At 72.0% G+C, this 24,076-nt stretch carries 21 protein-coding genes and 1 tRNA gene; 14 read left to right on the top strand and 8 right to left on the bottom strand.

Annotated elements, in window-relative coordinates; translation table 11 throughout:
* Positions 1–96: 96 nt before the first annotated feature.
* Together ACZ434_RS17390 and ACZ434_RS17385 are read left to right on the top strand one after the other, a co-directional pair.
* Positions 97–513, top strand: a complete 417-nt coding sequence (locus tag ACZ434_RS17390; RefSeq protein ID WP_468456571.1) for a phage holin family protein — start codon at positions 97–99, stop codon at positions 511–513.
* A complete protein-coding gene (locus ACZ434_RS17385) occupies positions 510–872 on the top strand; it encodes a DUF3618 domain-containing protein (RefSeq protein WP_468456569.1) in 363 nt (120 codons plus the stop codon). The genes ACZ434_RS17390 and ACZ434_RS17385 overlap by 4 nt, the downstream gene beginning before the upstream one ends.
* An 81-nt stretch (positions 873–953) precedes the next feature.
* Here ACZ434_RS17385 and ACZ434_RS17380 read toward each other — a convergent pair whose 3' ends face one another.
* Positions 954–2,762 (bottom strand): endonuclease/exonuclease/phosphatase family protein, encoded by a 1,809-nt coding sequence (locus ACZ434_RS17380; protein ID WP_468456567.1) that lies wholly within the window; start codon positions 2,760–2,762, stop codon positions 954–956.
* Between the two features lie 211 nt (positions 2,763–2,973).
* Here ACZ434_RS17380 and ACZ434_RS17375 point away from each other — a divergent pair, with 211 nt between their 5' ends.
* The 4 genes from ACZ434_RS17375 to ACZ434_RS17360 all read left to right on the top strand — a co-directional run bounded on the left by ACZ434_RS17375 (position 2,974) and on the right by ACZ434_RS17360 (position 7,957).
* Positions 2,974–4,410: a hypothetical protein gene (locus ACZ434_RS17375; protein ID WP_468456565.1), complete on the top strand. Its 1,437-nt coding sequence runs from the start codon at positions 2,974–2,976 to the stop codon at positions 4,408–4,410.
* 114 nt (positions 4,411–4,524) lie between these two features.
* Positions 4,525–5,964: an alkaline phosphatase PhoX gene (locus ACZ434_RS17370; RefSeq protein ID WP_468456563.1), complete on the top strand. Its 1,440-nt coding sequence runs from the start codon at positions 4,525–4,527 to the stop codon at positions 5,962–5,964.
* Positions 5,965–6,009: 45 nt separating this feature from the next.
* A tRNA-Met gene (locus ACZ434_RS17365) sits at positions 6,010–6,079 on the top strand.
* A gap of 291 nt (positions 6,080–6,370) precedes the next feature.
* Positions 6,371–7,957: a TROVE domain-containing protein gene (locus ACZ434_RS17360; protein WP_468456561.1), complete on the top strand. Its 1,587-nt coding sequence runs from the start codon at positions 6,371–6,373 to the stop codon at positions 7,955–7,957.
* Positions 7,958–8,008: 51 nt separating this feature from the next.
* Here ACZ434_RS17360 and ACZ434_RS17355 read toward each other — a convergent pair whose 3' ends face one another.
* The 7 genes from ACZ434_RS17355 to ACZ434_RS17325 all read right to left on the bottom strand — a co-directional run bounded on the left by ACZ434_RS17355 (position 8,009) and on the right by ACZ434_RS17325 (position 15,680).
* Positions 8,009–9,223 carry a TerD family protein gene (locus ACZ434_RS17355; RefSeq protein ID WP_468456910.1) on the bottom strand — a complete coding sequence of 405 codons (1,215 nt, stop codon included), beginning with the start codon at positions 9,221–9,223 and terminating at the stop codon, positions 8,009–8,011.
* A 264-nt stretch (positions 9,224–9,487) separates the two neighbouring features.
* Positions 9,488–10,477, bottom strand: a complete 990-nt coding sequence (locus ACZ434_RS17350) for a zinc-dependent alcohol dehydrogenase family protein (protein WP_468456559.1) — start codon at positions 10,475–10,477, stop codon at positions 9,488–9,490.
* The gene (locus ACZ434_RS17345) at positions 10,474–11,325 is read right to left on the bottom strand and encodes a carbohydrate ABC transporter permease (RefSeq protein ID WP_468456557.1); all 852 of its coding nucleotides are present in this window, start codon (positions 11,323–11,325) and stop codon (positions 10,474–10,476) included. The genes ACZ434_RS17350 and ACZ434_RS17345 overlap by 4 nt, the downstream gene beginning before the upstream one ends.
* Positions 11,322–12,263 carry a carbohydrate ABC transporter permease gene (locus ACZ434_RS17340; protein WP_468456555.1) on the bottom strand — a complete coding sequence of 314 codons (942 nt, stop codon included), beginning with the start codon at positions 12,261–12,263 and terminating at the stop codon, positions 11,322–11,324. The genes ACZ434_RS17345 and ACZ434_RS17340 overlap by 4 nt, the downstream gene beginning before the upstream one ends.
* Complete coding sequence (locus ACZ434_RS17335) at positions 12,260–13,633, bottom strand: ABC transporter substrate-binding protein (RefSeq protein WP_468456553.1); 1,374 nt, start codon at positions 13,631–13,633, stop codon at positions 12,260–12,262. Before ACZ434_RS17335 ends, ACZ434_RS17340 begins: the two co-directional genes overlap by 4 nt.
* Before the next feature lie 110 nt (positions 13,634–13,743).
* Positions 13,744–14,514 carry a DeoR/GlpR family DNA-binding transcription regulator gene (locus ACZ434_RS17330; protein ID WP_468456551.1) on the bottom strand — a complete coding sequence of 257 codons (771 nt, stop codon included), beginning with the start codon at positions 14,512–14,514 and terminating at the stop codon, positions 13,744–13,746.
* Positions 14,515–14,858: 344 nt separating this feature from the next.
* Positions 14,859–15,680 carry an NAD-dependent epimerase/dehydratase family protein gene (locus tag ACZ434_RS17325; protein WP_468456549.1) on the bottom strand — a complete coding sequence of 274 codons (822 nt, stop codon included), beginning with the start codon at positions 15,678–15,680 and terminating at the stop codon, positions 14,859–14,861.
* 378 nt (positions 15,681–16,058) lie between these two features.
* Between ACZ434_RS17325 and ACZ434_RS17320 the strand changes: the two genes are divergently transcribed.
* The 8 genes from ACZ434_RS17320 to araD all read left to right on the top strand — a co-directional run bounded on the left by ACZ434_RS17320 (position 16,059) and on the right by araD (position 24,023).
* Complete coding sequence (locus ACZ434_RS17320; RefSeq protein ID WP_468456547.1) at positions 16,059–17,225, top strand: hypothetical protein; 1,167 nt, start codon at positions 16,059–16,061, stop codon at positions 17,223–17,225.
* Positions 17,226–17,583: 358 nt separating this feature from the next.
* Positions 17,584–18,798 carry a helix-turn-helix domain-containing protein gene (locus ACZ434_RS17315; protein WP_468456545.1) on the top strand — a complete coding sequence of 405 codons (1,215 nt, stop codon included), beginning with the start codon at positions 17,584–17,586 and terminating at the stop codon, positions 18,796–18,798.
* Positions 18,799–18,921: 123 nt separating this feature from the next.
* Positions 18,922–19,344, top strand: coding sequence for an ATP-binding protein (locus ACZ434_RS17310; RefSeq protein ID WP_468456543.1), 423 nt, complete (start codon positions 18,922–18,924; stop codon positions 19,342–19,344).
* Entirely contained in the window at positions 19,341–19,550 is a 210-nt protein-coding gene (locus tag ACZ434_RS17305) for a hypothetical protein (RefSeq protein ID WP_468456541.1), read from the top strand. Before ACZ434_RS17310 ends, ACZ434_RS17305 begins: the two co-directional genes overlap by 4 nt.
* Before the next feature lie 87 nt (positions 19,551–19,637).
* The gene (locus tag ACZ434_RS17300; RefSeq protein WP_468456539.1) at positions 19,638–20,231 is read left to right on the top strand and encodes a TIGR03086 family metal-binding protein; all 594 of its coding nucleotides are present in this window, start codon (positions 19,638–19,640) and stop codon (positions 20,229–20,231) included.
* A gap of 470 nt (positions 20,232–20,701) precedes the next feature.
* A complete protein-coding gene (locus ACZ434_RS17295) occupies positions 20,702–21,391 on the top strand; it encodes a GntR family transcriptional regulator (protein WP_468456537.1) in 690 nt (229 codons plus the stop codon).
* Complete coding sequence (locus tag ACZ434_RS17290) at positions 21,388–22,296, top strand: dihydrodipicolinate synthase family protein (protein ID WP_468456535.1); 909 nt, start codon at positions 21,388–21,390, stop codon at positions 22,294–22,296. Before ACZ434_RS17295 ends, ACZ434_RS17290 begins: the two co-directional genes overlap by 4 nt.
* Positions 22,284–24,023, top strand: a complete 1,740-nt coding sequence (araD, locus tag ACZ434_RS17285; RefSeq protein ID WP_468456533.1) for an L-arabinonate dehydratase — start codon at positions 22,284–22,286, stop codon at positions 24,021–24,023. The genes ACZ434_RS17290 and araD overlap by 13 nt, the downstream gene beginning before the upstream one ends.
* Positions 24,024–24,076: the final 53 nt, after the last annotated feature.

Below are 24,076 nucleotides of genomic sequence, written 5' to 3'. Positions count from 1 at the left end.
CTTACAGGTGATGACGGATACCGGTAAGCATTGCTTTATGGATAGGCGGAGGTGCGCAGGGGTACTCGGGCTTCCCGACCCGAGAGGAGACGCATCGTGACCGGAACCATCGAGCGACGGCCGGTCCGCGACGAGCACACCGTGGGCGAGCTCGTCGGGCAGGCCACCGAACAGATCTCACGGCTCGCACGGCAGGAAGTGGCGCTCGCCAAGGAGGAACTGGCGGAGAAGGGCCGCCGTGCCGGGAAGGGCGGCGGGATGCTGGGGGCGGCGGGCGCGTTCGGCTACGCCGGGCTGCTGGCCCTGGCCGGTACGGGTGTCGCTGCGCTGGACCTGGTGCTGCCCCTGTGGGCCGCGGCGCTGATCGTCACGGGTGTGCTGTTCCTCGTCGCCGGTGTGCTGGCCATCGCCGGCCGCGGGCAACTGCGCCGGGCCACGCCCCCCAAGCCGGAGCGGACGCTCGGCAGCGTGAAGGCCGACGTGGAGGAGATCAAGGGAAGGGCGCACCGATGACCCACGATGTGAGGCGCGCGGGATCCGCTGCGGGGTCCCATGTCGACGCGGGCGCGGAGGCCGCCGCGGCCGGACGGGGCGCCAAGGGACCCGACGAGTTGCGGCGCGAGATCGAGCGGACGCGGCACGAACTCGGCGACACCGTCGAGGAACTGGCCGGGAAGATGGACGTCAAGGGACGCGCCCGGGCACGGGCGGAGGACCTCCGGGACCGGGCCGGGGCGATGAGCGTGCAGATGCGCAGCAGCGCCGCGCACGCCGGTCGGACCGGGATGCGCTACCGCAAGCCCGCCATGATCGCGGCGGCGGTCGTCGCCGTGGTGACGGGCGCGGTGATGGTGCGGCGCCACCGCTGCTGAGCGGGCCGCGCCTTCGGCCGAGGGGCCGTGAGGGGACGGACGGCAGGACCCGCCCGCCCCCTCACCGGCGTGCTGCTGGCCCTACGGCCGGAAGCGCAGGATCTGCGGGTCGTGGTCGCTGATCTGGTCGTGGAACTCCGCGTTGATGTGCACGCTGTCGTAGCTGAAGCGGCGGATCGACGGGCTGATCAGGATCTGGTCCAGGACCTGGCTGTTGCCCTGGTAGACGTAGGAGTAACGCTCCGACTTCGGCAGCGACTTGACGGCCGACCAGAGCACCCCCCGCCCCTCGAGGATGTCGGTCGTCTCCGAGAACTCGAAGTCGTTGATGTCGCCGAGGGCCACGACCCTGGCGTTCTTCTGCGTCTTGAGGATCTTCGCGGTGAAGTCGTGGACCGCCTCGGCCTGGAGGTGACGCTGGGTCTCCGAACCGCGGGACGGCGGCTGGTACTGGGACGTCAGGCTCTGGTCCCCGCCCTTGGAGGCGAAGTGGTTGGCGATCACGATGACCGTGCGGCCCCGGAAGACGAACTCGCCCGCCAGCGGCTTGCGGCTGTCCGCGAACGCCTCCGAGGCCGGGTCGACCCGGCCGGGGGAGAGGGTCAGCGCCGCCTTGCCCCGGACCTCGACGACATCGGTGGGGGTGGTGGCGTCGCCGCCCGGGCGGTCCGTGAAGGAGACCCGCGCCGGGTTGAAGAGGAACGCCTGGCGGATGTTGCCGCCCGGCTGGCCACCGTCCGCCTTGTCCGCCGGATCGACGGAACGCCACTCGTAGCGCGGGCCGCCCGCCGCCTCGATGGCGTCGACGAGCAGACCCAGGGTCCGGTCGGCGGCGACCGTGCCGTCGTCGGTGGCGCCGTTGTTGTCCTGGATCTCCTCCAGGGACACGATGTCGGGGGACCGGAGGTTGTCCACGATCGCGCCGGCGTGGGCGGCGAAGGTGTCGTCCGAGGGGTCGAGGTTCTCGACGTTGTAGGTGGCGATCGCCAGTTCGGAGCGGTGCTGCGCGCGGGTCGTCTCGCGCCGCAGGTCACCGGGGTCCAGGTCGCCGAGCTCGTTCGCCACCAGCGTGTAGCCGCCGAACTGGTTGTAGTCCAGGGGGCCCGCGGTCCTGCCGGTGAGGGTGTCGCCGACGTTCGCGTCGGGGAAGTCGGCCGCCCTGCCGAGCGACTGGATCTGCAGACGCCCGGTGTTCTGGGAGTCGTACGAGCCGTAGACCGTGCCGCCGCGGAGATTGCGGTGCTCCCACGGCTTCACCGTGACCCACAGCTCCGTGTACGGGTCGGTGGCGCCCACCACCCTGGTGTCCGAGACCTGGACGTTCATGCCCTCCAGGGACTCGTAGAGGTCCAGCGCGTACCGGGTGGGCCGCAGGCGGAGATCGTTGACCGAGCCGTTCGGGGTGGGGGCGTAGGCGGCCGGGACGGATCTCGCCGTGACCGGTGTCGCGGCCGGGACCGCGTTGCCGCGGGAGACGACCGTGAAGGTGGGGCGGGTGATCTCCGTCAGGGACTGGTTGCCGGACGCCGTGCCGCCGGGGACGTACTCCGTCACCGTGCCGGAGACGCTGACGGCGTCGCCCACCGCGACGCCCTGCGGCGTGGACCCGGTGAAGACGAAGACGCCCTCGCTGGTGGCCGGGTCGGAGTCCGGGGCGGGGTCCTGGATCCAGAAGCCGCGGGACGATCCGTAGGTGCGGACGCCGGTGACGATTCCGGTCACGTCGGTGACCTGCTCGCCCGCGTACGGCGATATACGGGTGTCGCCCTGGATGTCATGGATGCGCGGCGAGTCCGCGTGCGCGGGCGAGGTGAGGACGACGGTGGACGCCGCGGTGCACACGGCGGCGACGGTGAGCGCGGCGAGACGCGCGGACGACATGCTCGGCAACGGATTCCCTCCGGGAACGTGATCTACGCCGGGACGAGGGTGGAGCGTGGGTCACTCCCTGTCTACGCGCGTCAATCTCCAGCCTGGCCAAGCCACTTGTCAAGGTTTCGGCCATGTACGGTCGCCGAAGGAGAGATGAAGCGGGCGGCATGGGTGGAAATCCGTCTAGGCTGAGCGGCCGAGTAGCGAGAGGCCTAGGAGAAACAAGCCGATGTCAGACAGCTCCATCCTGCCGCCGGCGCGGCTGCGTCCCGAAGCGGAGCTGGCGCGCGACGCCCTGGCCGCCCCGGTGCTGTCCCGCGCCGCCCGGCTCGCCCGCTGGGCCGGACCCGGAACCCGCGTGGACGCCGGCGGCGTGCTCGTCGAGGAGCAACTCCCGCAGGCCGCCGCGGAACTCGCGCTGACCGGGGACGACGCCGCGGCCCTCGCCAGTGAGGCCTGGCGCGTCGCCGTCGACACCGGACTCGTCGAGATCGCCGACGAGGAGGAGGGGACCGTCACCGCGGGCGCCGAACTGGCGCTGCTCACCGGCGGATCGCCGCGGGACGTGCTGGGGGTCTGGCTCGCCGCCCTGGAGACGGTGATCGGCGACGCGAGCGTCCCGGACCTGGGCGGACTCGTCGACGCCATCGCCGAGGGGGAGGGCTCCGGGGAGCTCGACCTCGACGCCCTGGACTGGGACCCCGAGGCCGAGGCCGACTTCCTGGACGGCGTCCTCGGCAACCTCTACCTGCTCACCGTCGGGGCGGAGGGGCCCGGCGGCGCTCCCGTGCCGCTGCCCGCGCTGGCCGCCTCCGTGATCGTGCCCGACGACATGGCCGAACCCACCGACGACGTCCTGGAGCAGATCTCCGACGCGATGATGCGGCTCGACGACCAGTTCCGCGTGCTGGAACCGGCGGGCCTCGTCGAGTACCACCCGGTCGACGAGGCGCTGATGGCCGACGCCGACGAGGAGCCCGCCGCACCGGGCGACGACACCGACGTCTCCCGCTACGGCATGGTGCGGCTCACCCCGCTCGGGCTCTACGGACTGCGCGCCCGGCTGCTGGAGGCCGGGTTCGAGGCGCCGGTGGTCGGGGACCTCGCGGACAAGGGCGCCGACGCGCTGCTCGACGGCACGGCCGTCTTCCCGCCGGAGGCCGCCCACGCGGAGACCGAACAGTGGCTGGCCCGGCGCGAACCCCTCGCCTCCGCCCGGGAGTTGCTGGCCGCGGCCCGCGGCAGCGACCGGGGCGCCCCGCTGCGGCGGCTGCGGTGCCAGCAGGCACTGTCGCTCGTCGGCGCCTCCGCCGAGCCCGCCCTGCGGGAAGTCCTGGCCGATCCCGAACTGGGCGGGCTGGCACGGGTGTGGCTGGCCGAGCACGGGGCGGCCGATGTGCCGCCGCCGTCCGAGGCCCTGATCTTCTGGCTGACCATCGACACCGTCGCCGCCCAGCTTGCCGCGGAGGGCAACTCCGAGGAACTGCGCTCCCTGGTCGAGGGCCTGGCCCGGCAGCACAGCGGCTTCTTCGACACCGCCTGGCGGGTGGACCACCCGGCCACGGCGGACGTGCTGGAGGCCATGGGACGCCTGCACCCGGACAAGAAGGTGGCCAAGGAAGCACGGAAGGCGGCGTTCAAGGCCCGCTCGCAGCACGGGGGTTGAGCTTCACGGGAGCGAGGCGTGCCGTGACCCCGGCCGTTCAGCCGGCGTTCAGGTAAGGGCGGGAGCGTGACGGACGCACCGCCCACGGTCTGCCCACCGCCACCTGGAGACAGCATGCCGCTCACCCGCAGGGACTTCGCCAGGACCTCCGCCCTCACCGGTGCCGGGGTCGCCCTGGCGGGCACCGCCGGTGCCCTCGCCTCCGCACCCCACGCCCTCGCCTCCGCCGACGTCGCCGGGGCAGCGGCCGGCCGGCCCGGCGGTGCCGGGTACGGGCCGCTCGTGCCGGACCCGGAAGGGCTCCTCGCCCTGCCGGCCGGATTCACCTACCGCGTCCTCACCCACACCGGGCGCACCCGCCTGGAGACCGGTGAGTTCACGCCCGCCGAGCACGATGGAACGGCCGCCTTCCCCGGCCCGCGCGGCAGCACCCTCCTGGTCAACAACCACGAGATGGACGGCCCGCGCGACGAGGCCGAGTTCCCCGTGCCGCTCACCGAGGGCCTGGTCTACGACCCGGCCGCACCCGGCGGCTGCACGATCGTCGAGGTGCGCCCCGACGGCGGCGTCGCCGAATGGGTCGGCATCGCCGGCACCGCCAACAACTGCGCGGGCGGCAGCACCCCCTGGGACACCTGGCTCACCTGCGAGGAGAACTCCGACCGGGCCGGCGAGAACGGCATGACCAGGGACCACGGCTACGTCTTCGAGGTTGACCCCGCCGACCGGCGCGCCAACCGCGACCCCAAGCCGCTGAAGTTCTTCGGCCGCTACGACCACGAGGCCGTCGTCATCGACCCCCGGCGCGGCCACGCCTACCTCACCGAGGACGCCGACGGACCCAACGGCCTCTTCTACCGCTGGACCCCGCCGCAGGGCTTCCGCCACGGCCCCCGCGGGTTCCGCGCCCTCGCCGACGACGCCGGCGTCCTCCAGGCCGCCAAGTGCTACGACTCCGGCGGCCGTTACGTCGACGACCTCTCCCGCGCCACCCGGGCCGGCACGGTGTACGGCGTCGACTGGGTGGACGTCCCCGACCGGGACGCCCGCGAGGTGGCGGTCCGCGAGCAGTTCGGCCCCGGCGAGGTCACCCGCGGCCGCAAGCTGGAGGGCATGTGGTGGGGCGACGGCGGGGCGTACCTCGTCTCCTCCTACGCCCGTGAGGAGAGCCCCGGCCGGCACGACGGCCAGGTCTGGTTCTACGACCCGAGGCGCCGCACCCTGACCCTGAAGGTGCTGCTCGGCGCCGACCGGGACCCGGCGCCGGGCGGCGCCTTCGACGGCCCCGACAACATCACCGTCTCGCCGTACGGCGGACTGATCATCGCCGAGGACGGGGACGGCGCGCAGCACCTGTTCGGGGCCACCGACAGCGGACGCACCTACCCCATCGCCCGCAACGAACTGAACATCGGTACCGAGGAGGAGCCGGAGTACAGCGAATTCACCGGCGTGACCTTCTCCCCGGACGGCCGGACCCTGTACGCCAACATCCAGGAGCCGGGCATCATGCTGGCGATCACGGGGCCCTGGAAGCGGCAGAAGCTGCGCTGATTAATTCGCTCGCCCGGACGAGGGCCGCCCTCTTAGAGTGATGCACGTCCAGGTGCGAAGGCAGGACCTACTTCCACTCATAATGGGGCGGTCACGGGTTCGAGTCCCGTCACCGGCACAACGCGCCGGTGTAGCTCAGGGGTCAGAGCACCATCGTCGGTTCCGCCGGCCTCGATCTCTGGACACCACAACTTCATGCACCTCCCGGTGCGCGGGCGACGGCTCCTTCACTGTAAATGAATCCAGGCCGCCGCCGATTCGATCTCGGGAGGCGCAGCAGATGGGTGCCCGGTGTGCAGGCAGCGGATACTTCTCGACCAAGTGATTCCGCAGCCGACCCTTTTTCTCGGGCACCCCTTTGTCGCGCCTCCTTCCGGAAACAGACATGAATTCGGGGGAATTCAGCATGGCGCGTTTCAACACCCGGGCGGCCAAGCCGCAGCCGACGTCGCGCGTGACGTCCACCGGCCGTGTGCTGCGTACGTACGAGGGCGGCCGCGGCCGCGAGCGGGACGCACGCTCCGAGCTCTTTCTGCTCGCGGTGTCCAACCTCGTGAACCAGCAGACCTTCTACGAGAGCGGCGAGGGCCGTGACGAGCGGTTCGTGAAGCTCGTGCGCAAGCTCGCCGTGACCGACCCGGACTGGACGGCGGGACTCCTCGGCTGGCTGCGCGGTGAGGGCAACCTGCGGACCGCCTCGCTCGTGGGCGCCGCCGAGTACGTCAAGGCCCGCCTGGACACCGGCGTGACCGACGGCCCGTCGAACCGGCAGGTCGTGGACTCCGTACTGCGACGGCCCGACGAGCCCGGTGAGCTGCTCGCCTACTGGACCGCGACCTACGGCCGGAACATCCCCAAGCCCGTCAAGCGCGGTGTCGCCGACGCCGTGCGCCGGCTCTACGGCGGCAAGGCGCTGCTGAAGTACGACACCGCCTCCAAGGGCTACCGCTTCGGAGACATCCTGAACCTGGTGCACGCCGCTCCCGACCCGGACAAGCCGTGGCAGGGCGAGCTGTTCCGGTATGCCCTCGACCGCCGGCACCACCCCGACACCGCGGAGCCTCCCGCCTCGAACCGTGTCCTCATCGCGCACCGCGAGCTGATGGCGCTGCCCGTCGAGGAGCGGCGCGCGGTCGTCACGGAGCCCGGCGGCGCCGAGCGGCTCGCCGCCGCCGGCCTCACCTGGGAGGCGCTGGCGGGCTGGCTGCGGGGGCCGATGGACAAGGCGGCCTGGGAGGCCGTCATCCCGTCGATGGGTCCGATGGCACTGGTGCGCAACCTGCGGAACTTCGACGAGGCCGGGGTCTCCGACGAGGTCGCCGCGGAGGTCGCCGCGCGCATCGCCGATCCGGCGGAGGTCGCTCGGTCTCGGCAGTTCCCCTTCCGCTACCTCGCCGCGTACCGGCACGCGCCGTCGCTGCGCTGGTCGTACCCGCTGGAGCAGGCGCTCGGCCATTCGCTGGCCCATGTGCCCGCGCTGCCGGGCCGCACGCTGGTCCTCGTGGACCGCTCGGGTTCGATGTTCCACTCGCGGATGTCGGACCGCTCCGAGCTCACCCGCGCGGACGCGGCGGCGGTCTTCGGCGCGGCGCTCGCGCTGCGGGCCGCGAAGGCGGACCTCGTCGAGTTCGGCTCGACCAGCGAGCCGGTGCGGTTCCGCCGGGGCGAGTCGGTGCTGAAGGTCCTCGGCCGGTTCGGTGACCTCGGCGGGACCGATACCACCGAGGCGGTGCGCCGGCACTACAAGCGGCACGACCGGGTGCTGATCGTCACCGACGAGCAGTACGCCCACAACCGGCACGGCGACCCGACCGAGCAGGTCCCGGCGCGGGTGCCGGTCTACACCTGGAACCTCGCCGGACACCGCGCGGGTCACGGCCCGTCGGGCACGGCGAACCGGCACACCTTCGGGGGCCTGTCGGACGCCGCCTTCCGGATGGTCCCGCTGCTCGAGGCAGGGCGGGACGCCGACTGGCCGTGGACGGCTGCGTGACATGACACCGGGCGCCCCGCGACAGGGGCGCCCGGTGTCGCATACGGGTGGTTACAGGGCCTGGGCGGCCGGCTTGACCATGCCGCGGACCGTGCGGCCCTTCACGAAGTCGCCCATCGCCGTCATCTCCCACTCGCCGGAGAACTGGCGGATCAGCTTCGCCATCATCACGCCCGTCTGCGGTTCGGCGCTCGTGAGGTCGAAGCGGACCAGTTCCTCGCCGGTGGTGGCGTCGAGCAGACGGCAGTACGCCTTGGCGACCTCGGTGAACTTCTGGCCGGAGAAGGAGTTGACGGTGAAGACCAGGCCGGTGACCTCCTGGGGGAGCCGGCCGAGGTCCACGGTGATCACCTCGTCGTCCCCGCCGCCCTCGCCGGTGAGGTTGTCACCGGAGTGGCGGATCGCGCCGCCCACGATCTGGAGCTTGCCGAAGTAGCAGCTGTCGATGTGGTTGCGCTGCGGGCCGTAGGCGATGACCGAGGCGTCCAGGTCGATGTCCTTGCCGCGGTAGGCCGGCTCCCAGCCGAGGCCCATCTTGACCTGGGAGAGCAGCGGGCGGCCGCCCTTCATCAGGGAGACGGTCTGGTTCTTCTGGAGGCTGACCCGGCCCTTGTCGAGGTTGATCTTCCCGGTGCCGGGGGCCGCCGGGGCCGCCGGGGCGGCGGCGGGCGGGGCCGGGGGTGCGGCGGGGGCGGGGGGTGCCTGCGGAGTGGACATCGGCGGGGCGGCCGGCTGGGCGGGCGGTGCCACGGGCTGGGGGGCGGGGGCGGCCGGTTCCTCGACCGTGACGCCGAAGTCGGTGGCGATGCCGGCGAGGCCGTTGGCGTAGCCCTGGCCGACGGCGCGGGCCTTCCAGGCGCCGTTGCGCCGGTAGATCTCGACGACCACCAGTGCCGTCTCGGAGCCGAGGCCCGGGGGCGTGAACGTCGCCAGGACGGCGCTGCTGTCCGCGTCGCGGAGGGTGGCCGTCGGCTCGATGCCCTGGAAGGTCTGGCCGGCGGCGTCGGGGCTCGCGGTGACGACGATCTTCTCGATGCCGGGGGGTACGGCGGTGGTGTCGACCGTGATGGCGTCGGGGGTGCTGCCGCCACCGGAGCGGTAGGTCACGCCGGGGCCGGCGGGCTGGTTGTAGAAGATGAAGTCGTCGTCGGAGCGCACCTTGCCGTCGGCGGTGAGCAGCAGGCCCGAAACGTCGAGGCGCACGGGGGCGGCGACGTCCACCGTCACTCGGGCGGTGGGGAGGGGGATGTTCGAGCCGGGGGTCATAGCTGTCATGCCGGGTGAACGAGCGAGGGCGTTTTACTGTTCCCTTACCTGTGGGCCGATCGGGGGGACGCGGGTCCCCCGGGGCCCGAGGGGGATTTCGCCCCCGCCGCCCCTTCCCATTCCCGTCCCCGGGGGCGCTGCCCCCGGACCCCCGCTCCTCAAACGCCGGAGGGGCTGGAATCAGCCCTCCGGCGTTTGAGGAGCGGGGGTCCGGGGCGGAGCCCCAGGTTCGGGACGGGAAGGGGCGGCGGGGGCGAGGAAAACCTATGGCACCACCACGATCTTCCGGCCCACGCCCGCCGCGAACTGGTCCAGCGCCTGGGGGTACTGATCCAGCGGAAGACGGTCGCTGATGAAGACGTCCGGGTCCAGCACACCCCCGGCGAACAGCTCCGCCGCCCGCTCGTAGCTGTGCAGCACGGCCATGGACCCCGTGATCGTGATCTCCTGGTTGTAGATCCGGTACGGATCGATCTGCACCCGCGTCGCATAGTCCGCGACCCCGAACTGCAGGAACGTCCCCGCCTTCGCCACCCGCTCCAGTCCGTCCTGGATCGCCGCCGCGTTCCCCGTCGCGTCGATGACGAGGTCCCAGCCCTGCGGCCGGTCCAGCTCGTCCGGTGTGGCCGCCGAGGCCGAGACCCCCAGCTGCCGCGCCGTCTCCAGTCGCGCGGCGTTCAGGTCCACCACGTCCACGCTCGCCGCGCCGGTCCGCTTGGCCAGCTCCAGCATCATCAGCCCCATGGTCCCGGACCCGTAGATCAGCACGTGCGCGCCGAGCCGCGACTGGAGCACGTCGTAGCCGCGCACCGCGCAGGACAGCGGCTCGATCAGCGCCGCGTCCTGCGTGCGGACGTGCTCGGGGAGCTTCACGCAGTTCGCCACCGGCGCCACCGCGTACTGGGCGGCGCCGCCCGCGGTGGAGACGCCGATCGCGGCCCACCGCTCGCACATGTTGTTGTGGCCGGTGCGGCAGTAGCGGCACTCGTAGCAGTAGAGGGAGGGGTCGACCGCCACCCGGTCGCCGACCGACACCTCCGTGACCCGCGCGCCCACGCCGACGACCTCGCCGGCGAACTCGTGCCCCGGCACGATCGGCAGGCTGGGGGCGAACTCGCCCTGGAGGATGTGCAGGTCGGTGCCGCACAGTCCGCAGGCCGCGACCTCGACGACGACTTCGCGGGGCCCCGGCGTCGGGTCGGGGACCTCGGTGACGAGGGCCTTGCCCACGGACTCGATGACGGCGGCCTTCATTTGACGGCTCCCAACGACAGGCCCTGGACGAGTTTGTCCTGGGCGGCGAACCCCGCGGCGAGCACCGGCAGGGAGATGACGAGCGACGCGGCGCACACCTTCGCCAGGAACAGGCCCTGGCTGGTGATGAAGCCGGTCAGGAAGACGGGGGCGGTCTCGGCGACCACGCCCGTCAGCACCCGGGCGAACAGCAGTTCGTTCCAGCTGAAGATGAAGCAGATGAGCGCCGTCGCCGCGATACCGGGCAGGGCGATCGGGGCGACCACGCGGGCCAGCACCGTCGGCAGCCGGGCGCCGTCGATCTGGGCGGCCTCGATGACCGCGACCGGGACCTCGGCGAGGAAGGACTGCATCATCCACACCGCGATCGGCAGGTTCATGGAGGTGTAGAGGAGGACGAGCAGCCAGATGTTGTCGAGCAGCCCGGCGTTCTTGGCGAACAGGTAGATCGGCAGCAGGCCGGCCACGACCGGCAGCATCTTGGTGGAGAGGAAGAAGAACAGGACGTCGGTCCACCGCTTCACCGGGCGGATGGACAGCGCGTAGGCCGCGGGGAGGGCCAGCAGCAGGACGAGGAGGGTGGAGGCGACGGACGCCACCGTGGAGTTGATCAGGGCCGGCCAGGGGCTGGCGCCGCCGCCCGCGCCGAAGAACTCGCGGTAGCCGTCGAGGGTGAGGGCGGCCGTGAAGGACGGCGGGTTGGTGGCCGCGTCCGTCTCGGAGTGGAAGGACGTCAGGGCCATCCAGGCGATGGGCAGGAAGAACACGATGCCGGCCAGCCAGGCGACCAGGCCCAGGCCCGCTCCGCCGCGGAATCGGCCGCGGGTGCGTACGGCGATGCTGCTCATGCGCGGGACACCTCCTCGCGGAACAGGGACGACACCACGCGCAGGGCGAAGGTCGCGATGACGATGGAGCCGATGACGACCAGGACGCCGGCGGCCGAGGCGAGGCCGTTCTCGTGGGCCTGGTAGAAGGTCTGGTAGACGGTGTAGGGGAGGTTGGCGGTGCCCAGGCCGCCGGAGGTGATGGTGAAGACGGCGTCGAAGTTCTGCACGATGTAGATCGAGCCCAGCAGGGCGCCCAGTTCGAGGTAGCGGCGCAGGTGGGGCAGGGTGAGGTGGACGAAGATCTGCCAGTCGCTCGCCCCGTCGACCCGGGCGGCCTCGAGCTGCTGCTGGTCCCGGCTCTGCAGTCCGGCGAGCAGGATCAGCATCATGAACGGGGTCCACTGCCACACCAGCGCGGCCTCGACGGCGAGCAGCGGGGTGTTCGAGACCCAGTCGGGCTGGGGGCCGCCGACGTAGTGCAGCAGGCCGTTGAGGAGCCCGTACTCGGGGTTGTAGAGGACGTGTTTCCACAGCAGGGCCGCCGCCACGGGGACCACCAGGAACGGGGCGATGAGCAGGGTGCGGACGACGCCCCGGCCGCGGAACCTGCGGTCCAGGAGCAGGGCGAGGAACAGTCCGAGGACCAGGCTGGCCAGGACGACGCCCACGGTGAGCAGGATCGTCGTCCATACGGACTGGCGCAGGTCCGAATCGGTGAGGACCTCCTGGTAGTTGGCGAAGCCGGCGAAGCTGCGGGCGTCGGGGTAGAGGGAGTTCCAGTCGAAGAAGGAGATCACCAGGGTCGCCACGAAGGGCAGCTGGGTGACCAGGATCATGAAGATCAGGGCGGGCAGCAGCGGGCCGCGGGCGGCCCAGGCGCGCAGCCGGCCGGAGGACCGGCGAGGGGCCGGGGGTGTCTCGGGTGCGGCCGCGGGGGCCGTGGTCGTGGCGGTCATCGTCCCTCGTACTCCTCGGAGATCTCTTCTGCGAGCTGCTGGGACTTCCTCAGGGCCGATTCGACGGACTGGCGTCCGGCGATGGCCGCGCTGATCTCCTGGGAGACCTGGGTGCCGAGGTCGGTGAACTCGGGGATGCCGACGAACTGGATGCCGGGCGCGGGGCGGGGCTGCACTCCCGGGTCGTCGGGCCGGGCCTGTTCGATGGCCTCCTTGGTCATCTCCTGGAAGGCGGCGGCCTCCGCGTGGTAGTCGGGGTTGGCGTAGGTGGAGGCGCGTTTGCCGGCCGGGATGTTGGACCAGCCGATCTCGTCGCCGACCAGCTGCTCGTACTCCTTGCCGGAGGCCCAGGAGACGAACTTCCAGGCGTTGTCGGGGTTGCGGGAGGCGTCCTGGATGCCCCAGGCCCAGGTGTAGAGCCAGCCGGAGGACTCGGTCTTCTCGACGGGAGCGGGGGCGTAGCCCACCTTGTCCTTGACGGGGGAGCCGTCGGCCTCGAGGGAGCCGGCGGCGGAGGTGGCGTCGTACCACATGGCGACCTTGCCCTGGGTCATGTTGTTCAGGCACTCGGCGAAACCGGCCTGGGGGGCGCCGGATTCGCCGTGCTCCCGGACCAGGTCGACATAGAACTTCGTCGCCTTCTGCCACTCGGGGGAGTCGAGCCGCGCGTTCCAGTCCTGGTCGAACCAGGTGCCGCCGAAGGTGTTCACCACGGTGGTGAGCGGGGCCATGACCTCGCCCCAGCCGGGCAGTCCGCGCAGGCAGATGCCCTTCATGCCCGGTTCGGCGCCGTCGAGTTCGGCGGCGAGGCCGGCCACCTGCTGCCAGGTGGGCTCGGCCGGCATCGTGAGGCCCTCCCGTTCGAAGATGTCCTTGCGGTACATCAGGAAGGACGACTCGCCGTAGAAGGGCTGGCCGTAGAGCTTGCCGTCGTCGCCGGTGAGGGACCGGCGCATCGGTTCGAGGACGTCCTGCTGGTCGAAGCCGGGGTCCTCGGCGACGTAGGAGTCCATCTCCTTCAGCCAGCCGTTGCGGGCGTAGATGGGGATCTCGTAGTTGGACAGGGTGGCCACGTCGTACTGGCCGGCCTGGTTGGCGAAGTCCTGGCTGATCTTGTCGCGGACGTCGTTCTCCGGCAGCACGGTGAAGTTGACCTTGATGCCGGTGTCCTTGGTGAAGTGCTCCGCGGTGAGCTTCTGGAGTTCGACCATCTGCGGGTTGTTGACCATCAGGACGTTGACGGAGTCACCGCCGGAACCGGCGCCGCCCGCCCCGGCCCAGCAGCCGGAGAGCAGCGGGGCGAGCAGCGTCCCCGCGGCGGCCGCGGCGAGTGCGGCGCGCGGGGGCCGCCATCGGCTGTGGGTTTGCATGGATCACTCCTCGGCGAAAGCGGCGTATGGGGAGAGGGCGGGCGGCGCCCGGCATGGCTCCGCCCCGGGGGGACGTGCGTCGGTGTGCTGCTGTGGTGGCGGGTTCCGGCTCAGACCCGGACGACCTGCGGTCCGAGCAGGGAGTAGCGGTGGGCCTCGGCGGCCGGGAGCAGGGTGCTGGTGACGATCGCCTCCAGCGCGCCGATCTCGGCGAACCGGCAGAAGCTGACCGCCCCGAACTTGGTGTGGACACCGGCGAACACCACCCGGCGGGCGGCCCGGACGGCCTGTGCCTTGACCTCGCTGACGGCGGGGTCGGGTGTGGTCAGCCCGTGTTCGCGGGAGATGCCGTTGGCGCCGATGAACGCCAGGTCGATGACGAAACCGGCCAGCATCTTCGTGGTCCAGTGGTCGACGGTGGCGAGGGTGCCGGAGCGGACCCGGCCGCCGAGCAGCAGGACGGAGACGGTGCCGGTCTCCGCGAGCGCGCCCGCGACCGGCAGGGAGGCGGTGACCACGGTGAGCGGCCGGTCGGTGGGCAGGGCCTCGGCGATGAGCCGCGGGGTGAAGCCCTCGTCGACGAAGACGGTCTCGGCGTCGCCGAGCAGTTCGGCCGCGGCGGCCGCGACCCGGCGCTTCTCGGGGACGTGGCTGGTGGCGCGGAAGGCGAGCGTCGTCTCGAAGCCGGCGCTCTCCACGGGGTAGGCGCCGCCGTGGGTGCGGCGGACCAGACCGTGGTCCTCCAGGGCGCGCAGATCCCGTCGTACGGTCTCCTTGGCCACGCCCAGGTCGGCGGCGAGCGCGGTCACGTCGACCGAGCCCGTGGTGCGTGCCACGCGCACGATCTCCCGCTGGCGCTCTTCGGCCGTCCTGTTGCCCATGGCCGCACACCTGCCTTCTGATCTCCGTGCCCGTTCGGGCCCGGTGCGGCCCATGCAGGAAGTTGTACAGCGGGTGTTCGATGCTGACCAGGCCTGTTGCCAGTCCGTTCCTGCCCGGTTGTGCCCGGTTCGGCTCGGGCGTGCCCGGCGCGGACCTGGGAGGGCGCGGGGAAAGGCGTGGGAGCGGGCAGGGCGGATGCCCGCATACGGCGGCGGGGGGGGGGGGGGGGGGGGGGGGGGGGGGGGGGGGGGGGGGGGGGGGGGGGGGGGGGTGGTTTTTTTTTCCCCCCCCCCGCCGCCGTGAGCGCTCATTTCGCGCCGACATGGCGCGGACGGGTCGCCCGTCAGTACGGCCACAGGGGCGGGTCGGTGACGAAGTGGCCGCCCAGACGGGCGTGCGCCGGATCGTCGGCGGCCGGCTCGCCCTGTTCGGCGATCAGCTTCTCCGCGTACGGCTCGGAGTCGTCCTGCGGCTCGTAGCCGAGCGCCCGCGCGGAGGTGAGGTCCCACCACAGGCGGGTGTTGGCGGAGGAGCCGTGGACCACGGTGTGGCCGACGTCCTCCGCCGTCAGGGCGGCGTGGAAGAGGCGGGCGCCGTCGGCGGGGCTCATCCACAGCGAGAGCATGCGCACGCTGGTCGGTTCCGGGAAGCAGGAGCCGATGCGCACGGAGACGGTCTCCAGTCCGTGCTTGTCCCAGTAGAGCTGGGCGAGGTCCTCGCCGAAGCACTTGGACAGGCCGTAGAAGGTGTCGGGGCGGTGCGGGGTGTCGACGGTGATGAGGGGATCGTCGTCCCGCGGGCGCGGGGTGTGGCCGACGGCGTGGTTGGAGGAGGCGAAGACGACGCGTCCGACGCCCTCCTCGCGGGCCGCCTCGTACAGGTTGTACGTGCCCTCGATGTTGGCCCGGAGGATCTTGTCGAAGGAGGCCTCGAGCGAGATGCCCGCGAGGTGGACGATCGCGTCGACGCCCCGGACCGCCTCGCGCACGGCGTCCCGGTCTGCGAGGTCCGCGACGATCGCGTCGGGTTCGCCGTCGACGGGGAGCAGGTCGAGCAGGCGCAGGGAGTAGCCGTACCGGGGGAGCAGGTCCCGCATCAGGGTGCCGAGGCCGCCGGCGGCGCCGGTGAGCAGAACGGTGCGGGGAGCGGTGCGGGGAGCGGGCATCCTCGGGTCTCCTTGCGGCGCCGGCCGGGCCACTCGTACGGAGAGATCGTACATATCGGCGCACGGCATTCATATTCGTGGACACGCTAAGGAGGTGGGGCGCGGCGCGTCAAGTATCCCGCGTCCCTCTCGCCGCGTCCGTGGAATGCGGAAATTGCCTGGTGTGCGCCGGGGCGCGGTGCTTGACCGGCGTCCCTGAGGCGCCTTAGCGTGGGGCCGGTTCAGAGACATGGACATGAATTAAGAACATGGACCGGGAGGAGCTCGCGACGTCAGCCCCTCTCGCCGCCCGACTCGACGCGGGCGCCGGCCACGGGATCATGTCAAGCAGCTCGCTCAACTGATCGAGCGGGGACACGCGTTGCTCGAGGAGGCCATGTGAAGGCGTCGGCGTTCGTCTACCCCTGGGACGTCAACGGGGATCCGGAGGCACCCGCGCGGATCGCCGCGCTCGGCACCGCACAGGTGACGCTCGCCTCCGCCTACCACTCCACCCGCGCGCTGACACCCCGCCATCCCCGTCACCGTGTCGTCACCGCCGAGTACGCGGCCGTGCTGTACCCGCCGGGGGAGGACCGCTGGTCCGGCCGCGCCCTGCGCCCGTACGCGGCCGGTGCCTGGGCGCCCGGGGACGCCTTCGGTGAGGCCGCGGCGGCGCTCGCGGACGCGGGCCTGGAGGTGCACACCTGGGTGGTGCTCGCCCACAACTCCCGCCTCGGCGCGGAACACCCCGACACCTCGGTGGTCAACGCCTACGGCGACCGCTACCCCTGGGCGCCGTGCATCGCCCAGCCCGCCACGCGCGCGTACCTGACCGACCTGGCCGCCGAGGCGGCCGTCCGCCCCGGTGCCCGCGGCACCGAGCTGGAGTCCCTCGGCTGGTACGGGCTGGCCCATCTGCACGCCCACGACAAGACCGCCGGCGTCGGCCTCGGGGACGCCGGACAGTACCTGATGTCCCTGTGCTTCTGCCCGTCCTGCCGCGAGGGTTACGGGGCCCGCGGCCTGGACGCCGACGTGCTGGCCGCCTCCGTACGCACCGCACTGGAGCCGGTGTGGCAGGGGGCGCCCTCCGACGGAGGCTGGGCGGGCGTCGGGAAACTCCTCGGCGAGACCCCGGCGACCGTCACCCGCGCGTGGCGCGACGAGACGGCCCGCACGCTCCAGGAGGCGGCGGTCACCGCCGTACGGCAGGCCGCGCCCGAGGGCTTCCAGGTGCTGCTGCACGCCGACCCGGTCTCCTACCACTGCGGCGCCAACGCCGGCGTCGACCCGGCGCACATCCTCTCCGTCGCCGACGGCGTGGTGGTGCCCTGCACGGGGGGCGCCGGCCTGCTGACCCCCTTCGCCCGCGAGGCCGCCCCGGACACCGTCCTCGCCGCCAACCTCACCGTCGTCTCGGGCATGGGCGGCAGCCCGGGCACCCTGGCGGCCGACGCGACGGAGGCCCGCCGCCTGGGCGCGACGGAACTGCGGCTGTACCACGCGGGGTTGGCGTCGGACGCGGACCTGGCGGCGGTGCGCTCCGCCCTGGCCGGGCTCTGAGGCGCCGGGGCCTCGGCCGACGGACGGGACCGGATCCGCGATCCGCCCGGCACCTACCGTGAACTGCCCTGTTCTGTCTCGTTCTGCCGAGAGCATCTCGCCCCGATCACCGCCAGGTTCGGGATCTCGGTCGGCCCGGTCGTTCCTGGCCCGGTGCACCGTCAACCGTGCCCGCCACGGCCCGCGGGCCCGCACGTTTCAGACGGTGCCCCTGGCGGTGAGAAGACGAAGCAGCCGGAGTGCCCTCCGCCCTGCTCCCTTGTCTCACGAGGGCTCTACGCGGACGGCCTCGCCCAGCGCCGCTGCGGGCAAAGACATCGGCGCCTTCTCCGCGTCGTGGCGGGCGTACCGTGGCAGCGTGGCAAATGAAGACCTGGGGAAGACTCTGCGCCGCTTGCGACGTCTGGCCTCCCTGACGCAAGAGGAGCTGGCGGAGCGCTCTGAGGTGTCCGTCGATGTGATTCGCCATCTCGAACAGGGGCGGAAGTATTCGGCGCGCCTGCCCACGCTGCACGCGCTGGCGAACGGCCTCGGTGTGGAGCTGACCACGCTTCTGGGCGACCCGCCTGCGGTCTCCTCGACTGGGGAGAACGACGGGCCCCGTTTCGTGTCGGTGCGCCGCGCCGTCATGCCGGCGCTGTGCGGACCGGAGCCCACGCCGCCGGGGCCCGGCTTCTCCTTGGGCCGGCTGCGGGAACAGATCGCGGACGGTTGGACGCGGTACCACTCCGCCGAGTTCGACACGGTAATGAAGGTGCTGCCGGACTTGATCGCGGATGCGCGCGCCGCCACGGTCCCAGGTGATGACGACGAGCGCCGGGCTGGTTTCGCAGCACTGGGCAAAGTCCTCCAGCTCGCCGGACACGTCGCCGTGCGGATGGGAAAGACGGATCTTGCTCTCGTCAGCCTGGAGCGCGCGATAGACGCTGCGAGGCATTCCTCCGATCCGTTGCTTCTGCCGATGATCGTCAACTCCACGGCGTGGACGTACCAGGGACAGGGGCGACTGGAGGACGCGTTGAGTATCGCGCTCCGGGCCGCCGAGGACATGGCGAGCGCGGGCCGTACCGACACAGCCGATGGCATGAAGGTGTGGGGGGCGTTGACGATGAGCGCCGCCACGTCGGCCGCACGGAGCGGCGACTACGAGCGTGCGGCAGCGATGATGGAAACGGCCGAGAAGGAAGCCGCCCGCGTCGCCAGGTTGCCCGAGGGCGGAGACAGCCGCATGGTCAGCGTCTTCAGCCCGTCGTCGGTCCGCATTGAACGCGTTCGGCTCGCGGTGGAGTACGGACACCCGCAGGAGGCGCTGGTGTTGGCCAAGGGGATGCGGCTGAGCAAGGACACGCCGCCGTCCTGGCGGACCTGGCTACTGCTGGACGTAGCGCGAGCCCACACGGACATGGGGGACGCGGCCGGAGCGGTGAAGACCCTGGAGTCCCTGCGCCGTGTGGCGCCGACCTGGATGCAGCACCACACATTGGCCGTGGCCATCGTGCGTGACCTCTGGGCACTCCCCAATCATCCGCCGGGGCTGCGGCCGTTGGCGGAGTTTCTGGGGATCGGTGAGTAACGTGGAAAAAGTGGGGCGTTACGTCCCTGTGAGCGTTCCCGGCATGTCGCTTCCATGAGAGGACAGTGCCCGGCGGCCGTGCGAGCAGCCCCGGGCTCGGCCGATCCGAGAGAGCAGACCGACATGCCGCAACCTGCAACGCGGGTTCGCAGGACCGGATACCCCGGGTACGGCGAGACCCTGCCGCGTCGGCCCGAGAGCGCCGCGCCCGCCCGGCGCCTGGTCCGCGCCGCGTGTGCCGCTTGGCGCCTGGACGACTTGGCCGAGGACGGCGCACTCATCGTCTCCGAACTGGTGTCGAACGCCGTCCGGCACGCCCGGCGGGACTCCATCCGGGTGATGGTCGAGAGGACCGACACGGCGTGCGTGCGCATCGGTGTCGTGGACTTCTCGAAGGATCCGCCGGTGCGCAAGGCGCCGGGCCTCGAGGACGAAGGCGGCCGCGGCCTTGCTCTTGTCGCGATGCCGGCGAAGCACTGGGGTACCGAGCCGCTGCCGTGGGGGAAGCAGGTGTGGGCGGAGCTGCACAGGCAGGGACAGGAATGACCGGCGAGCAGGAGCGGCGCGCGTGGGTGGGCGATCTGATCCACGACGAGGACGCCGACCGGCGCGGAATCGTGGCGGACGTGCGCGGTGGCGTGACGTGGGTGCTGCGGCCGGAGTCCGGGCCGGACCGGCTGACCTCGCAGTTGCCGGAGCGGCTGCGGGTGATCAAGACGCGGGAGGAGAGGGTGCGGGACCGCGACGCCTGACGACGTGGGCACAGGGGGCAGGCCGGCGATGAGTTCCGCTGTCCGGATCGGTCCACCCTCTGTGAGGACCGTCGAGAGGAGCAGACCATGACCGACACCCCGCTCGACCTGGGACCGCAGACCCTGGCCGTGGCGCGTCTCGCCGAGGGAGTCGACGACGCGTGCCTCGCGGACGCGACGCCCTGTCCGCAGTACGCCGTACGCCACATGCTGGGCCACCTCCTCGGACTGGCCGTCGCCTTCCGGGACGCCGGGCGGAAGGAGCTGGGCGGCACCACGGACACCAGCCCGGAGGCAGCCCTGCCGGACATCGGGCCCGGCTGGCGCGAGGAGCTGCCCAGGGTGCTCGACGAGCTCGCCGCGGCCTGGCGGGATCCGGCGGCCTGGACCGGCATGACCCGCGCGGGCGGAGTGGACCTGCCGGGCGGGATCGCCGGTGCCGTCGCCGTCGACGAACTGGTGATCCACGGCTGGGACCTGGCCCGCGCGACCGGTCAGGCGTACACGCCCGACCCCGCCGCGCTGGAGTCCTCGCACGCCTTCCTGCTGGCCGCAGCCGAGGAGGGCGACCGGGGCGACGGCATCTTCGGCCCCGTCGTGCCCGTCCCGGCCGGCGCCCCGCTCCTGGACCGGACGATCGGCCTCAGCGGCCGGGACCCGGGGTGGACCCGGCCCGCGTGACGCGGACTCGCGGGCCGACGAGGGGCGTGTAGCCTTCCCGCGCTACTCGCACCCTTCCCGCCCCTCGGCTCCGGGCACCTCCTGCGCGGAGAAGGGACGCCGAGGTGTGGGTCGGGCACGGAGCCCCGGTGCGTTCGCCGAGTTGCGGCGGCACACGGACACGGCGCGGATCGGCGCCGTACGGGTCTCCGCTCCGCCTGCCGACCGCTGACCACTCCGGTGGCACCTCCCGCGCGCCGGGCGACGGGGCGGCCCGCCGGGTTCTTCCGGCGCCGGGGCACCGGCGCGCGTCGCGACAGCGAACCGGTTCGATCCGCGGTGCCCGCACGCCAGTGCAGTAAGCGCTTTCCCCGGAGCCCGACTTCCTTTGTCAGAAGCATTGACGAAACCCCGGGCCACTTCTACGGTCATCCGCGTCGTACTTCGTACGTCATATATGAGACGCGATATGCGAGATCCGAGAGGCGCGCATGACCTCTGTGCCCACGCCGATCCCCTCACGCACGCAGTTCGTGCTGGAGGAGATCAAACGCCGCATCCTCACCGGCCGGTTCACACCGGGCCAGGCCCTGGTCGAGACCGACCTCGCCGCACAGTTCGGGGTGTCCAAGACCCCGGTGCGGGAGGCGCTCAAGACCCTGGCCGGCACGGGTCTGGTCGTGATGAGCCAGTACAAGGGCGTCACGGTGCGCATGGTCGACGCGGACATGGCGCGCGAGGTCTACGACGTGCGGCTGCTCCTCGAACCCGAGGCGCTCAAGCGCGCGGTGCGCCGCGGCGCCTCCCTCGACGCCGCACGTGACGCGCTGACCCGGGCCGACCAGGCCACGGACACCGCCGAACGCTCCCTCACCAACCGCGAGTTCCACCGCGCCCTGTACCTGCCGTGCGGCAATCCGCTGCTCGCCAGGATGCTCGACGAGGTCCGCGACCAGGCCGCTCTCGTCTCCGCCGTCGCCTGGGCCGCCGACCCCTCGTGGGAGCAGGAGGCCGACGAGCACCGGGAGATCCTGCGGCTCGCCCTCGGCGGGGACGCGGACGGCGCGGCGCACGCCCTGCACTCGCACATCGCGTCGTTCGTGCGACGGGCCTTCCCCGAAGCGGAGTGCGGCGGGGAATTCGTCGCCCCGGAAGCCCAGAAAGAGGACGGTCAGGCATGACAACGACGTTCGAGACCCAGCGGGCGGCCCTGGCCGACGTGGTGGCGATCCCGGTGACCCCGTTCGCCGAGGACGGCACCGTCGACCCAGGCACCTACCGGGCCCTGCTGCGTCGTCTCCTCGACGGTGGCATCACCACCCTCACCCCCAACGGCAACACCGGGGAGTTCTACGCACTGACCGCCGAGGAGCGCCGCCTGGTCACCGAGGTGACCATGGAGGAGGCCGGCGGCCGCTCGGCGGTCCTGGTCGGTGTGGGCCACGACGTGCCCACCGCCATCGACTCCGCACGGCACGCGCGTGAACTCGGCGCGCAGATGGTGATGGTGCACCAGCCCGTCCACCCCTACGTCTCCCAGAGCGGCTGGGTCGACTACCACCGCGCCATCGCCGAGGCGGTGCCCGACCTGGGCGTCGTCCCCTACATCCGCAACGACCGGCTCACCGGCGCCCGCCTCGCCGAACTCGCCGACACCTGCCCCAACGTCATCGGCGTGAAGTACTCCGTGCCGGACGCGGCCCGGTTCGCCGCGTTCGCCCGGGACGCGGGACTGGAACGGTTCGTGTGGGTGGCGGGGCTCGCCGAACCGTACGCCCCCTCCTACTTCTCGGCGGGCGCCACCGGCTTCACCTCGGGCCTGGTCAACGTCGCCCCGTCCGTCTCGCTGAACATGATCGAGGCGCTGCGCTCCGGCGACTACCCGACCGCGATGAAGCTGTGGGAGCAGATCCGCCGCTTCGAGGAGCTGCGCGCCGCCAACGGCTCAGCCAACAACGTCACCGTCGTCAAGGAGGCCCTCGCCTCCCTCGGCCTGTGCCGCCGCGAGGTCCGCCCGCCGAGCAAGCCGCTGCCCGAGAACGAGCGCGCCGAGGTCGCCGCCATCGCCGCCGGATGGTCGATATGAAGTCCCCCGAACAGCTCCGCAGCCACCAGTGGTACGGCAGCGGCGTCGCGTCGGGGCTGCGTTCCTTCAGCCACCGCGCCCGCACCCGCCAGCTCGGCTACCTGCCCGAGGAACACCTGGGCAAGCCCGTCATCGCGATCCTCAACACCTGGTCGGACATCAACCCCTGCCACGTCCACCTGCGCGACCGCGCGCAGGCCGTGAAGCGGGGGGTGTGGCAGGCCGGCGGCTTCCCCCTGGAGTTCCCGGTCTCCACCCTCAGCGAGACCTTCCAGAAGCCGACCCCCATGCTCTACCGCAACCTCCTCGCCATGGAGACCGAGGAACTGCTGCGGTCGTACCCGGTCGACGGGGCCGTGCTGATGGGCGGCTGCGACAAGTCCACGCCCGCCCTGCTGATGGGCGCCGCCAGCGCCGACCTGCCCACCGTGTTCGTGCCCGCCGGGCCCATGCTGCCCGGGCACTGGCGCGGCGAGACCCTGGGCTCCGGCACCGACATGTGGAAGTACTGGGACGACAAGCGGGCCGGTGTCATCGGCGACTGCGAGATGCAGGAACTGGAGAGCGGCCTGGCCCGCTCGCCCGGCCACTGCATGACGATGGGTACGGCGTCCACGCTGACCGCCGCCGCCGAGGCCCTCGGCGTCACCGTGCCGGGCGCCTCCAGCATCCCGGCCGTCGACTCCGGGCACGACCGGATGGCCGCGAAGGCGGGCCTGACCGTCGTCGACCTGGTCCACAAGGACCGGAAACTGAGCGACATCCTCACCGCGGACGCCTTCGAGGACGCGGTCACGACCGTCCTCGGCCTCGGCGGCTCCACCAACGCCGTCATCCACCTGATCGCCATGGCCGGACGCGCCGGGGTCGGGCTCACCCTCGACGACTTCGACCGCATCGCCCGCACCGTCCCGGTGCTGGCCAACGTCCGGCCCGGTGGACAGACGTACCTGATGGAGGACTTCCACTTCGCGGGCGGACTGCCCGGGTTCCTCTCCCGGATACCCGACCTGCTCCACCTCGACCGCCCCACCGTCTGTCACGACTCCCTGCGCGAGCAGATCGCCGGCGCGCGGGTGCACGACGACGACGTCATCCGCACCCGCGACAACCCGGTCGCGGACGAGGGCGGGCTCGCCGTACTGCGCGGCAACCTCTGCCCGGACGGCGCCGTCATCAAGCACATCGCCGCCGAACCGCACCTGCTGAAGCACACGGGCCCCGCCGTCGTCTTCGACGACTACCGGCAGATGCAGCGGACCATCAACGACCCGGCGCTGAACATCACCGCCGACAGTGTGCTGGTGCTGCGGGGCGCCGGCCCCAAGGGCGGCCCGGGCATGCCCGAGTACGGGATGTTGCCCCTGCCCGACCACCTGCTCAAGCAGGGCGTGCGGGACATGGTGCGGATCTCCGACGCCCGGATGAGCGGCACCAGTTACGGCGCCTGCGTCCTGCACATCGCCCCCGAGTCGCACGTCGGCGGGCCGCTGGCCCTGGTGCGCACCGGCGACTCGATCACCCTCGACGTCGACAACCGCCTACTCCGGCTCGACGTCGACGACGAGGAGCTGGAACGCCGCAGGGCGCGGTGGACGCCGCCGCCCGCACGCTACGAACGCGGATACGGCGCGCTCTACAACGACCAGATCACCCAGGCCGACACCGGCTGCGACTTCGAGTTCCTCGCCCGCCCGGGCACCGTCCAGGACCCCTACGCGGGCTGATCCCCGCGGCACCGGGGGATCCCGCACAGCCGCGAAGAAAGCGCTTCCCCCCG

Source organism: Streptomyces sp. NPDC030893, assembly GCF_055571535.1.
Note: the sequence above shows the minus strand (reverse complement) of the source record. Positions and strands in the feature narration are given on the sequence as shown.